This window comes from Acerihabitans sp., assembly GCF_036398755.1.
Lineage (GTDB): Bacteria > Pseudomonadota > Gammaproteobacteria > Enterobacterales > Enterobacteriaceae > Acerihabitans.
The window spans coordinates 39,876-52,465 of record NZ_DASWOM010000017.1 but is presented as its reverse complement, the minus strand read 5'-3'; the positions used below and the strand labels follow the sequence as shown (position 1 = coordinate 52,465).

The 12,590-nt window shown below is 58.9% G+C and carries 11 protein-coding genes; all 11 read right to left on the bottom strand.

Annotation, left to right across the window (positions count from 1 at the left end; all coding sequences use genetic code 11):
• Positions 1–153: 153 nt before the first annotated feature.
• Positions 154–1,203 (bottom strand): ABC transporter substrate-binding protein, encoded by a 1,050-nt coding sequence (locus VGC33_RS03000; RefSeq protein ID WP_331118888.1) that lies wholly within the window; start codon positions 1,201–1,203, stop codon positions 154–156.
• A gap of 20 nt (positions 1,204–1,223) precedes the next feature.
• Positions 1,224–2,219, bottom strand: coding sequence for a TauD/TfdA dioxygenase family protein (locus VGC33_RS02995; protein WP_331118886.1), 996 nt, complete (start codon positions 2,217–2,219; stop codon positions 1,224–1,226).
• Entirely contained in the window at positions 2,216–3,772 is a 1,557-nt protein-coding gene (locus VGC33_RS02990; RefSeq protein WP_331118884.1) for an FAD-dependent oxidoreductase, read from the bottom strand. Before VGC33_RS02990 ends, VGC33_RS02995 begins: the two co-directional genes overlap by 4 nt.
• A gap of 17 nt (positions 3,773–3,789) precedes the next feature.
• Positions 3,790–5,505, bottom strand: coding sequence for an ABC transporter permease (locus tag VGC33_RS02985; RefSeq protein ID WP_331118882.1), 1,716 nt, complete (start codon positions 5,503–5,505; stop codon positions 3,790–3,792).
• Positions 5,502–6,614 (bottom strand): ABC transporter ATP-binding protein, encoded by a 1,113-nt coding sequence (locus VGC33_RS02980; RefSeq protein WP_331118880.1) that lies wholly within the window; start codon positions 6,612–6,614, stop codon positions 5,502–5,504. The genes VGC33_RS02985 and VGC33_RS02980 overlap by 4 nt, the downstream gene beginning before the upstream one ends.
• A gap of 191 nt (positions 6,615–6,805) precedes the next feature.
• Positions 6,806–7,618, bottom strand: coding sequence for a phytanoyl-CoA dioxygenase family protein (locus tag VGC33_RS02975; RefSeq protein ID WP_331118878.1), 813 nt, complete (start codon positions 7,616–7,618; stop codon positions 6,806–6,808).
• Positions 7,619–7,717: 99 nt separating this feature from the next.
• Entirely contained in the window at positions 7,718–8,677 is a 960-nt protein-coding gene (locus VGC33_RS02970) for a cucumopine synthase-related protein (protein ID WP_331118876.1), read from the bottom strand.
• 60 nt (positions 8,678–8,737) lie between these two features.
• On the bottom strand, positions 8,738–9,532 hold the full coding sequence (locus VGC33_RS02965) for an amino acid ABC transporter ATP-binding protein (RefSeq protein WP_349256807.1): 795 nt from the start codon (positions 9,530–9,532) through the stop codon (positions 8,738–8,740).
• The gene (locus VGC33_RS02960) at positions 9,529–10,320 is read right to left on the bottom strand and encodes an amino acid ABC transporter permease (RefSeq protein ID WP_331118874.1); all 792 of its coding nucleotides are present in this window, start codon (positions 10,318–10,320) and stop codon (positions 9,529–9,531) included. The genes VGC33_RS02965 and VGC33_RS02960 overlap by 4 nt, the downstream gene beginning before the upstream one ends.
• A gap of 35 nt (positions 10,321–10,355) precedes the next feature.
• Entirely contained in the window at positions 10,356–11,195 is an 840-nt protein-coding gene (locus tag VGC33_RS02955) for an ABC transporter substrate-binding protein (RefSeq protein WP_331118871.1), read from the bottom strand.
• Positions 11,196–11,557: 362 nt separating this feature from the next.
• Complete coding sequence (gene hutC / locus VGC33_RS02950; protein WP_331118869.1) at positions 11,558–12,385, bottom strand: histidine utilization transcriptional repressor HutC; 828 nt, start codon at positions 12,383–12,385, stop codon at positions 11,558–11,560.
• Positions 12,386–12,590 lie beyond the last annotated feature (205 nt).

The following is a 12,590-nucleotide window of genomic DNA, read 5'->3' as shown; positions in this document are numbered from 1 at the left end:
CAACCGGTATTGTTATCGGCCGGCGGCGGCAAATACTTAATAAGTGGAGTGGGTAATTCGTGGCGCCCGGCGGTTGGGGAGTGACGATTTACGCTTGGCGACCGCGTCCGTCTCGCAAGCCGGACGCGCATCGCCAACCCCCGGGCGGCATGCTCAGTAGCGGTTAAAGGTTTTGCTAAAGCGGGTCAGGAAGGCCTTTGAGTTCTCGCCGCCGATGTCCACATCGCCGCTTTCCGGTTTCAGCGTGTCGAGCTTCGGTAAATGGCCCGGCGCCCTGGCGTCGGGATGCGTGGGCCAATAGGCGCCGGCCTGCGCCACCAGTTCCTGGCCTTCTACGCTTGTCAGCACATCCAGCAGCAGTTTGCCCGCGTTCGGATGCGGCGAGTGGGCAAAGGCGCCCACCGGCTGCGTTACCGTGATGGCGCCCTCGTCCAGCACATAAAAATCAATCGGCTGGCCCTTCTCCCTGGCGGTAATCACATTTTGCGACGACACCATCGGCGACAGCACGCGCTCGCCGGTGGCTATCAGTCGCGCCGAATCGGCATTGCCGCGGGTGAACAGAATATCCTGACGCGACAAGGCATCCAGCGTGTCCCACTTCAGCTTGCCGTTGTTAAGCAAGGCGAGGAAAAACGCCTGGTTCGACGCGGCGACCTTGGGATCGCCCAGCAGCAGCTTGCCTTTCCATTTCGGGTCGGCAAAAGCCGGCAGGTTTGTCGGCAACTGTGATTTGTCCGGGAAGGCCTGGGTATTGTAGGCCGCCGTCAGCAGGCTGACGGCCGTGGTATACCACGCGCCGTCGGCATCTTTATATTGTGGCGGAATGCTGTCGAAGTTACTGACCTTATACGGCGCGTAGTAGCCCTTTTTTTTCCATTCAGTGGCCACAAAGGGTTCATTGATCATCACCACATCGGCCAGGGTTTTGCCCGCGGCCTTTTCCGACTCGATGGTGGGGATAAGGTCAAGGGATTGCTTTTGCACGATTTTCAAGGCGATATCCGGGAAATTTTGTTGCCAGTAATTTTGCAACTGGCGATTGGTATCCTGGCGAAAGGTATTATAAAACACCACCTCTTTTTCCGGCCGCGCGGCGGCATACTGCGCGGCGAAACGCTGGTCCAGCGGTTCTGCCCGCGCGCCGGAAACGGCCAGCGCGCATAACGACAGGGCGGCGATAAATAAACGACGGTTAAGCATAGGTTCTTGTTCCCATTCAATTAGCGTGTTTCGGCGCGCGTTGCCCGGCGCCGCGGCGTATCGGCCATCAAGGCCTGGCCCTGGAATTGCGTGCGCAGCATGACGCGCCGCCGCGTCTCGTCGATAGGCGTGCGGTAGTGCATGGAATAGCGGTTGTCCCAAATCAGCACATCACCCGGCGTCCAGCTATGGGTCCACGTCAGGCTCTCATGCGTGGCGGCCGCCCACAGCTTATCGAGCAGGGCCTCGCTTTCCGACAGCGGGATGCCGTCGATAAACTGCGAGGGGTACACCCGCCGGCGGCCGAGATAGAGCGCCCGCCTGCCGCTGTGCGGATGGCGGATCACCAGCGGATGAAAGGGTCCCGGCACCTCTTCGGGACGCGTCGGCAGGCTTAGGCCGGGGCGCAGCATGCCGGCGCTGTTGCGGCTGGCGTCATGTTTGGCCCACAGGCCGGCGATATCCCGCCGCAGCGCCTCCGGCAGGCCTTCATAAGCGAGATATTGGTTGGAGAACGAGGTATGCCCACTGTCCGCCGGGGCCTCCAGCGCATAGAGCATGCTGCCCACCGGCGGTTGTTCTATATAAGAGTTATCGGAGTGCCAGACCACTTCCAGGCTGCCCAGTCCGTCGTTTTCGCGCGCCGGCTTGCCGTCCGGCCCCAGGTTGGTATTGAGCATGATTTCCGGAAATTCGTCGTCCTGCACAATGCCGGCGGAACGGATAAAACGACGGTTGGCCCCTTCCTGCGGCTGGCCGAATACGGACGCGGCGCGCAGGAATTCGCCGGGCTGGAGAGCCTGGCGCGGGAACAGCAGCACCAGATGATCCTGCCACGCCTGGCGCAGCGCCCCGGCAATGGCATCGTCCAGCGGCTGCGACAAATCGATGCCGCGCACCACGGCGCCCAGCGACGCGCCGGTCGGGCGGATGTCCAGACGGTTAATGTCGTTTACCGGCGCCGGGCGCGTCGGGAGGGGGAAAGTCAACTGCCCCAGACGATGGCTACTGTTCATGATAACTCCCGTGGGATGAGGGCGGCGGCGTGTTTCCCCGCCACCTGGCCGGTAATAAAGCACTCGGCCAGATTACCCGCGCCGAGATAAAGAAAGCCCCAGATACTGCCGAGTTCGCCGGCGGTATAGAGGCGGGCGATGGGTTCCTTAAACGGATTAAGCACCCGTTGCGACGCGTCGTGGGCGGGGCCGCCCTGGGTGTTGTTGACCAGCGGCCACAGGCGGCCGACATAAAATGGCGCCGTTCGCACCGGCAGCATACTGGCCCCCGGCCGCGCGAAGTCCTCGTCCAACCCCTCGGCGCACTGCCGGTTCCAGCGCTCCAGGCTCGCGCGCAGGGTGTTGGCGTCGGCGCCGATAAGCGCCGCCAGTTCCTCCAGCGTGTCCGCTTTTTGCAGGATGCCGTTTTCCACTTCCTTCAGGTTGTCGTCGCTCCAGACATAGGGCTCCACGGCGCGATCGTTTAGCACCGCCTGCCCCAGCGGATAGCGTTTGCGCCCCTCCTCGTCCACCACCAGAAAGGCCGGGATATGGGGAAAGCGCTGCGTCACCGGGTCAAACTGATCCAGGGGACGATGGCCGGTATCCTGTAGGTAAGGATGGTATTCATTCATAAAACGCCGCCCGGACTGGTTCAGCACGATCCAGGACATCGCCACCTCGGGCGTATTCACCTCGGGCGTCCAGTCCGGCAGCCGTTTTACCCGCAGGGCGAAGGGATAATCGGCATCGACATGGCGAAAGCCATAGGAACCGTGAAAATGCCACATATGCCACAGATCGGCGCCCGCCGCCTGCGCCATGCGGATGCCGTCGCCGGTATTGGCGCGGGTGGCCGCCGGCATCACCGGCCGGATTTGCCAATACTTACGCTGCATTTCCGGATCCGACTCAAAGCCGCCGGTCGCCAGTATCACCCCCCGGCGCGCGCCGATACGGCGCGTTAGCCCCTGCTGGCTCACCTCGATGCCGGCCACTTCGCCGTCGATGATAATCAGGCGCCGCGCCGCCGTTTCCAGCCGTACGGTAATGTCGCGGGCGCGAATATTATCATGCAGCAGCTTAAAGACATTCGGCCCCAGCAGGCGGCCGCGGGCGTGGGGATATTCCTTGCGCGCGTCAAAACCCGGAATCTGCGCCACTTCGACTATGCCCAGCGCCTCATGGCCCGGAAAAGGGTAGTTGCCGCCGCGATCGCGCACCCGGATGGCGGCGTCGTTGATTTTCGCCAGGTTGCGAAAATAGGTTTCCAGCCCCAGCATGCCCTCGGTCATCATATCTATCACGTCGTCGGGCACATCCGGACCGACGGTTTTGCGCAGGTACGCCCGTCCTTGTTGCCGATCGGTCACCGTGCGCACGCCGCCGCCGGCGCAAATGGAAATACCGCCCGGGTCGGGCATTTTTTCAAGCAGCAGCACGCGCGCGCCGCTGTCATGCGCCGCCAGCGCGGCGGCGCCGCCGGCAAAACCGAATCCCACCACCACCACGTCAAACACCTCGTCGAAGCCTTGACCGGCAACGCCGTCCTGATTGCTGTTGTTTATGCTCATTATGTATTCACCAAAGATTAATCACTGACTGACAGGGTTCGGCCCGACGCCTTGCTCACGATACCGAGCACCAGCATGCTGATGGCGATGATAATGACCGACAGGGTGGCTCCCAGCTCGATGGACCCATCGGAAATGTATTGCATGATGACGGTGGACATCACCTGGGAATCCGTTTGCGCCAACATCACCGACATCGACAGTTCGCGGATGCTCAGTGAAAAGACCAGCACCCAGCCGATGCCCACCGACACTTTCAGCAGCGGCAGCGTGATGTCCAGGATCACGCGCAGCCAGCCGGCGCCGGCGATACGGGCGGCTTCCTCCAGTTCCACCGCGATCTGGCGCAGCGCGGTGCGCGCCAGCACAAAGGCGACGGGCAGCTGTTTGGCGGTGTAGGCAATCAGCAGCAGGGTCAGCGTACCGTACAGAAGGTTTACGTATCCCAGCATCATGCCGACGCCGAAGGCGATGGACGGGAAACCATAGGCAATCATGATAAGCACCGTGATCACGCCGCGTCCCGGCAACTGCGTGCGCTCCACCACCCAGGCGCACACCACGGCCAGGCAGGCGCACAGGGTCGCGGTGGCGACGGCCAGCATCAGGCTGTTTTTCAGCGCGGTAAAAGCGACCTCCCGCTGCCCGAACACATACCGATAGTGGTCCAGCGCCAGGTTATGCCAGGAAATACCCAGCCCCAGCACCTTGATCATCGACAGCACCACCAGCGACAGCACCGGCAGCACCACGCTGACCAACAGGACCACCACCACCAGCGCCAGCATGGCCCAGCGCCAGCGTCCCAGCGCCACCGCCTGGCCTTGGGTCACCTTGCCGCTCAGCGTGCGGAAATCGTCGCGGCCGATAAACAGCCGCTGTACTCCCAGGCACAACAGGGTATACAGCACGATGGGCACCGCTATGGCCGCGGCCATGTTCAGGTGCGGCGGGAAGGTCATGAGATCATAAAGCCGGGTGGTCAGCACGGAAAAATTGGCCATGGTACCGATAACCGACGGCGCGCCAAACGAGGAGAGCGTGTCCAGCATCACCAGGATGGTGCTGGCGAGGATGGCCGGCAGCACCAGGGGCAAGGTAATGGTCAGCGCGCTGCGCAGACGTCCCGCGCCCAGCACGCGCGCGGCCTGTTCATAGCTGGCGTCGACGTTATTGAGCGCCGATAGTACGGAAAAAAACACCAGCGGATACAGATGTATGGTTTCAATCAATACCAGGCCGTTGAAACTGATGATATTCAACGGCGGCGCGTCCAGGTCGAACAGGTGCCGCAACACAATATTCAGATAACCGGCGTTGGGCGCCGCCAGGAAGATCCAGGCGATAACGGTAATAAACGTCGGGATGACGAAGGTCACGCCCACCGCGGCAATGATAAGCCCTTTGCCGGGAGTGTCGGTACGGGCGACAATCCACGCCAGAAGCGTGCCGATAAACGTGGCGCCCAGCACTACGCTTACCACCAGCCGCAGCGAGTTCCAGGCGGCCGCCAGCATACCGGGTTCAATCAGCAGGGTATGAAAGGTATCAAGAGTGAAATGCCCCTCCGCCGACGTCAGGCTGAAGGCGAACAGCCAGCCGAGCGGCCAGGCGACAATAGCCAGCAGCACCAGGATCGCGGCGCCGATAATCAGCCATTTCACCCCCTGCAGCGGAATTCCCGCGCCGAAACGGGAGGACGCCGGCGCCGGCAGCGCCTCCATGCGGCTCATGGCATCACCCAGGCGCGATCGTCTTCCACCACGACGCCAAGCGGGCCGTCGCCCGGGGGAAGATCGCGGAATTCCGCGGACAGCGGCGCATGGTCCAGCAGCAGGGTGACTTCATGATAATTCCCTAAAAACAGGCCGCTGGCCCTTGGCAACGCGATGCCCTGCGCGCTCAGCTGGAAATCCTGCGCGCGGATCACCACGTCCCGATATTGGCCCAGCCAGCCGGCGCGGGGACTGTCGGCCCCGGTGCGCGCCCAGAAGCGCAAGCCAAGGGCCAGCTCCATCCTGACGCGCGGCCGGAACGGGTCCACTTCCACCACTTTGCCCTGCAGGATATTGGCCTTACCGATAAAACCGGCGACGAACGCGGTGCGCGGCTGTTGCCAGATTTCTTGCGGCGAGCCTATCTGTTCGATGCGCCCGGCATTCATCACCACGATGCGATCCGCCAGTACCAGCGCTTCTTCCTGATCGTGGGTGACATGCAGCATGGCCACGCCCACCCGTTGCTGCAAGGCTTTCAGTTCCGCGCGCATCACGTGACGCATGGCGGCGTCCAGGTTGGACAGGGGTTCATCCAGCAACAGCAGCGAGGGTTCCGTCACCAGCGCCCGCGCCAACGCCACCCGCTGCTGCTGGCCGCCGCTCAGATCGGCGGGCTTGCGGTCGCTGTAGCCGCGCAGGTTCACCACCGTCAGCATGCTGTTGACCCGGCGGACGATCTCGTCCTTTTTGACGCCCTGGATTTGCAAACCGTAGGCGACATTATGGAATACCGTCTTATGCGGCCAGATGGCATAGTTCTGAAACATCATGCCAAGCTGGCGTTTTTCCGGCGGCAGCATAAAGCGCGCGCCGGCGGCCAGACGGCCGTTTAACAGGATTTCGCCGTCATCAGGCTGGAGAAACCCGGCCACCATGCGCAGCGTGGTGGTTTTGCCGCAGCCGCTGGGACCCAGCAACACCACCACTTCACCCGGCGCGACGGCGAGATTGATACCGTCCACCGCGCGGCGTCCGCCCAAGGTTTTACTCAACGCGCGCAGGGCCAGCCGGGGGAATGAGGCATAGTCCGTTGCCTCCGGGATCGATGAGGATACAGCCGCCAAAATCTCGCTCCACATGTTAATGCTGTTGCATATTTGTCACTTTATGGGGGTAATATAGATAACTTACCGGTTACAACTAACGATAAAATCCGGCAAAGCTTATATCGAAACCGGCAAAACGGCGCCAGAACGGCGCCGTTGGTAGGCTTTCGCGTGAGGTTTGGCGCGGGAGGATAGCGCCGGGTTAGCGCCTATACTGGCGGCGTAGCCCGCCAGACGACCGGAAACGCAGGGCAATCCACCGCCCCGCCGTCCTGCGGGGCGTCGTGTAACGGCACCGGCGGCGACATTTTCCCGCGGCGATAGCGGAAGACCGCGTCGTCACCGGTCCAGCGGGTGGACAACACCCGGCGCGGCGCGGCCTCGGCATTGCCGGCGGCGCCGTGCAGGGTCAGGCCATGGAACACCAGGCAGTCGCCGGCTTCCAGCGCCCAGCCGATGATAGGGTAATCTTGCCGGTGCGCTTCGATATCCGGCAGGATGTCCCAGCTTTCGTCGTCGCCTTCGCGCAGCTCCCCGGTGGCGAAGTGCCGGGGACGAAACCATTTACCCCAGCGGTGCGAGCCGGCGACAAATTCCAGCGCGGTGGCGCGCGTCACGGCGCCGGTTGGCAGCCACAGGGTGCAAAAGTCATTGCCGTCCACCGGGCTATAGGGCTGATCCTGATGCCACAGGGTGCGCTGGGAAGCGCCGGGCATTTTGGCCAGCACGTGATCGTGAAGAAAGTTGATTTTGCCGGCGCCCAGCAAGCCGGCGGCAATCTCCATGGCGGGCGATTGGCGGACAAACCGCTCGATGGCCGCGATCCGCCGCCAGTTATCGCTGTCCTGAAAAAACAGTTTGGTCTCGGGGTCGGTATAACGGCCGTGATCGCTGGGCGCGGCGATATTCGCCATGATGCCCTGTTCCACCTTTTCCAGCCAGTGGCGGGAAAAGGCCTGGCGGATAACAACGGCGCCGTCGCGCTGAAAGGCCGCTTTATCCTGCGGTGTAATCGTCAACATATTGCCTCCCGGCTGAATGCGACGCACGGCGCGGCGCAGGCCGTTTCGCCGTAACGTGGGCATTGCGGCCTGCTGAACGCGGGTGCGTGGCAATCAGTTTCAGACTTTTTCAGGATTCCAGCGGCCCGGGAATTCCTGGCCGCCGAGCTGGCGGTTATAGAACATGCCTAAATACCAGGGGAAATAGTGATACGACCAGGCACATAAACGGTTACCGTATTTCAGGAAAGCCCGCAGCAGCTCCTGCAGTTCTTCTTTGGTTTGCGCCGCGTCCACCGCCTCGCGCAATATGCCGGCATATTCTTCCAGCTGATATAAACCGCTGACGCCCAGATAGCTGGAATACGGCACGTCGAATTCGCGCAGCGTGGTTTTAAAATCCTGAACCGACAGCGTCTTAGTCAGCGTCAGTAACGGGTACATGGTATACATAATATAATCACGCAGCATACCGTTGGCGAAATCCCAGGCGGTAAAATACTGGCCGTAGGTTCCCGTTGATTCAACCTGTCCCAAACGAATGGCGCGCAGGTCCGCGGGTTCCTCCAGCTGGATTTTTTCCGCTTCGGCTAAAAAGCGTTTCGCCGCGTCGGTGGTGGCGGCGGGTGCGCGCGGCACGCCGGAGTGGGCGTCTTTATCATGGGCGCTGACCTCGACAAACAGCATATCCTTTTGCCAGAAGAGGTTATTCCATACCGCCTTGCCCACATCCGGCAATAAATGGCAATATTCCGCCAACACCTGGCCTAATACCGGCTGGGCTAACGGCTCCAGGCCGACGCCATATTGAATGGACATTTTATTGCCCGTTGACTGTGAATAACGCAGCCGTCCCACCGGGCAATCGGTAATCAATTCGCGATGATGCACCGGCGCGCTGCTGACGATCGGCGTCCAGGCATACATGGACGCGCCGGAGACCACCGGATGCGCCTGGAGCACTTTAAACGGCAGGTGTTGCCAAAACTCCTCGCACAGCTCGGGATTCTTTTCGTCATTCAATTCCGCGACCACGGTAACGCCCAGGTCGGGCCAGCTTATATCAATTAAACGTCCCATCTTTCTTTATTCCTCATTGATAAAAAATATGTTGTCTTGTCTCTCACCGTCGGGCGATGCTTATATCTTGTGTAAAACCTTATTCAGAAAGGTCCGCGTGCGGGGATTTTCCGGCGCGGTGAATATTTTTTGCGGCGGCCCCTGCTCGATTATCTCGCCGCCGTCCATGATGACCACCCGGTCGGCAACGTTCCTGGCAAACTCCATTTCATGGGTCACCACGATCATGGTCATGCCCTGTAACGCCAGATCCTGCATTACGCTGAGCACTTCGCCAATCATCTCGGGGTCCAGCGCGCTGGTGGGTTCATCAAACAGCATGACCTCCGGGTTCATCGCCAACGCGCGCGCAATCGCCACGCGCTGCTGTTGCCCGCCGGATAACTGCGAGGGGTAATGGGTCAATTTATCCGCCAGGCCAACCCGGGCCAATAATTCCGCGGCCTGGTCGCGCGCCTTTTTTTTATTCATGCGCAGCACGCTTACCGGCGCTTCCATCACGTTTTGCAGGGCGGTCATATGGGAAAACAGATTAAAGCGCTGAAACACCATGCCGATGCGCCGGCGCAGCATGGCGATATTTTTCTCGCTGTCTTCCTTCATCAGGCCGTTTTTCAGGCGGTACCCCATCAGGGCGCCGCCGACGTGGATGGTGCCCTGCTGTATTTTCTCCAGCCGGTTGATGCAGCGGATAAGCGTGGTTTTACCCGAACCCGAGGGGCCGATAATGACCATGGTTTCGCCGGATTTCACCGTTAACGATACATTGCGCAATACCGGCAAATCACCATAAAACTTCATGACGTCCCGGCAGACGACCGCATCGGGTAGGTTATCTGATTGGTTAGCGCTCATTGGCGAACTCCGCTAAAAGAGAGGTGGTTTTTTTTGGCGCGCCGCTTTACGCTTGCCGCGGTTAAATGCCGGTTCAAATTCTTTTCCAGCAACATCTGAATAGCGGTCCAGCACGCGGTCAGCAGCAAATAATAAATAGAGATGCCAAGATAAACCTCAAATGTCATAAAGGTGGCGGCCTGTAATTGCTCCGCGACGCGAAACATTTCCGCTACGCCGATAATACTGAGCAATGCCGTTGTCTTAAGCATATTATTAAACTGATTGCCCAACGCCGGCACAATCACCGGAATGGTCTGCGGCAGGATAATGCGCCGCATCAATAACCGGGGGGGCATGCCAAGCGCTTTTGCCGCCTCGGACTGGCCGCTGTCAATGGATATAATGCCGGCGCGGGTAATCTCGCTCATATAAGCCGCCTCATGCAGGGCGAAGGAGACAATACCGGCGACCACCGCGCCGGAAATCATAAAAGACCCCAACGGCATAACGGCGGGGAATATATCAAAGCCCAATAGATAGGGCAGGCCAAAATAAATAAGGACTAATTGCACTAATACCGGCGTGCCGCGAAAAAACCATATATAAAGTTGATTAAACACCTTCAAAAGCCCTATGCGGCTCATTCCCGCCATCGCTAATGTTATGCCTAATACCGTACCCATAAGCTGCGACAGTACGGCGGAAATAATGGTTAATACCAAACCCTGAAATAAAACGGCCGGCGGATGAAAGACAAAGTTCAGGAAAAATTCCGAATTGAATTGCATATGTATCTGATTTAGCAAGGTATGCTCCTTACGGCATGGCCGTCCTTACCCGGTCAATCGCAGGGGTGCCCGCTGTCGCACAAGGTTACGCCGTGTTCAATGCCCCATTTCTGGACGATTTTCGTCATTGCGCCGGAGGCGTCCAGTTCATCCATTGCCGCCTGGACCGACTGATGCAGTGCGGTGTTGTTTTTCAACATCGCCGCCACCCAGGTTTTGGCGGGCACCGGCATATCGACGGTCTGGAATTTGTTTTTGGCTTTCGACATATAAAAATTGATGACCACCGTATCGCCGACCATGGCATCGGCGCGTCCCAGCAGCAAATCATGGAAAGCGGCGACGTTGGTGCCCAATGAAACCAGGGTAATCGGCGGTTTGCCTTCGCTTACCAGTTTGTCGCTTATCTGCTTGACCACCGACTCATTGCGGCTGCCCATTAACGCCGCCACCCTGCGCCCGGAGAGATCTTCAAACGACGCCAGATGCAGGGGGTTGCCTTTCACCACCAGCAGGCCGGATTTTACCCGCCAATAGTCCACCAGGGCGTAGCGCTGCGCGCGCTCCGGGGTTTTTCCCAGGCTGGCTATCACCAGGTCGCACTTGCCGGTGTCCAGGGCGGCAAAAATGCCGGAAAACTGATAATTATCAATATGGGTTTGCACGCCCATGGCCTTGCCCAGCGCATTCATGATATCCACCGCGGCGCCGCTTGGGGTTTTGCCGTCGTCGGCCATGCCTTCCGCCGGCGGGTTTTCCAGGTCGGAACAAAAGGTCAACTGCCCTTTTGCCTTGATATCCGCCGGTGCGGCGACGGCGGCGTTTGCCCACTGTGGCGCGACGCCGAACGACAGGCTTAACACGGTACCGATAATCAATTGTTTTTTATTCACCCTGCTCTCCCGACACCTTGGTTGCTGTTGATAACGTCGTCTCACGAGAATCTTATCCAGGCCGTTAACATCTTTTTAACCCGATGAAACTGAACATACAGCCAGGAAAACCGGGCGTCAAGTTATGTATATACAAATAAGATTATAATATGGCTAACTTTTACCCTATTTGAAATTAAAATCATTTAATTTATTGATTTTAAATGAAATTAATATTTTATTAGGGTATATACATTATCTTTTTAATGTATTGATCATAGGCAGGAAAAACTCGGCGCGGGCAGGAACGGCGGAGCAAGGCGCGCATTTGACGGTGAGGATGCGATCCTCGTTGCGCGCCCGCCCCCGCAAGGGGATGCGCATCAGTCCGGGCTGGGCGTGTCCCGCTGCATATTGGCCGGGCTCGGCCCGAACCGCACCAGGAAGCGGTGGCGCTCGCCGGGATAAATCAGGCGCACGAAGGTGATCAATTCCCCCGACAGCCAGGTGCGCCGGGCAATGGATATACACGCCGTGCCGGGTGATACCGACAATTGCCGCGCCAGCACATCATCGGCGGAAATGGCGCGCAGCGAATGCTCGCCTTCCGACCAGGGAACGTTGCTTAACAGCCAGCTGCCGGGCGGCATCTCGATAAACTCCTCTTCCGCCGCTTCCGGCACCACCGCCAGATTGATCTGGCGCGCCTCGAGGGCAAAAGGCAGGTTATCGGCAAAATGCATCACATCAATGCATAACATGCGCGCGTTAACCGGAATGCCGATATGTTCCGCCTCGACCGCGTCGGTAATAGTGCGGATGCCGCGCGACAGTTGCGAGAAACTGTACATGCTGTCGCTGGCCAGGACTTCGGCGCGAATATCCTGAATCGCCAGCAGCGGTTCCTCAGCCCGCGGCATGGCGACAAACGAGCCTTTCCTGCGCTGGCGCACAATCATCCCGGCGGCCACCAGGGTCGACAACGCTTTATTCACCGTCATGCGCGAGCATTGATAAACCGCCATCAATTCCTGCTCGGTGGGTACCCGATCGCCGGGATGCCATTCGTTACTGAGGATTTTATTTTTAATATCGTTCTGGATGCCCTGGTGGATGGGCAAGGGTTTGACGCGGGAACGTTTAGGTATCAGCGGGCTTAGCTCGGCGTGGGAAGGCGTTGCCTTGTGCACGGGTGTCTCATTTTTGCTCATAATGGTATTTTCCCAAAGTATCAGCGATTAAGTATATACAAAACAAAAAGCAAATTCCCGCTATCATTTTTTCTTATTCCTTTTTCACCCTGGTTTTATGTATATACATAAAACAACCGTATATGAACAGGCGACCCCAGCCGGATAAACACATTAATTTACTGTTTTTATGCTGTTTTATCATAGGATATTCATATGGATATTG

Bases quoted from the DNA above. Each gene is read 5' to 3' on its own strand.
- VGC33_RS03000 (WP_331118888.1), bottom strand. From the start codon at position 1,203: ATGCTTAACCGTCGTTTATTTATCGCCGCCCTGTCGTTATGCGCGCTG.
- hutC (WP_331118869.1), bottom strand. From the start codon at position 12,385: ATGAGCAAAAATGAGACACCCGTGCACAAGGCAACGCCTTCCCACGCC.
- VGC33_RS02970 (WP_331118876.1), bottom strand. From the start codon at position 8,677: ATGGGACGTTTAATTGATATAAGCTGGCCCGACCTGGGCGTTACCGTG.
- VGC33_RS02995 (WP_331118886.1), bottom strand. From the start codon at position 2,219: ATGAACAGTAGCCATCGTCTGGGGCAGTTGACTTTCCCCCTCCCGACG.
- VGC33_RS02975 (WP_331118878.1), bottom strand. From the start codon at position 7,618: ATGTTGACGATTACACCGCAGGATAAAGCGGCCTTTCAGCGCGACGGC.
- VGC33_RS02985 (WP_331118882.1), bottom strand. From the start codon at position 5,505: ATGAGCCGCATGGAGGCGCTGCCGGCGCCGGCGTCCTCCCGTTTCGGC.
- VGC33_RS02965 (WP_349256807.1), bottom strand. From the start codon at position 9,532: ATGAGCGCTAACCAATCAGATAACCTACCCGATGCGGTCGTCTGCCGG.
- VGC33_RS02990 (WP_331118884.1), bottom strand. From the start codon at position 3,772: ATGAGCATAAACAACAGCAATCAGGACGGCGTTGCCGGTCAAGGCTTC.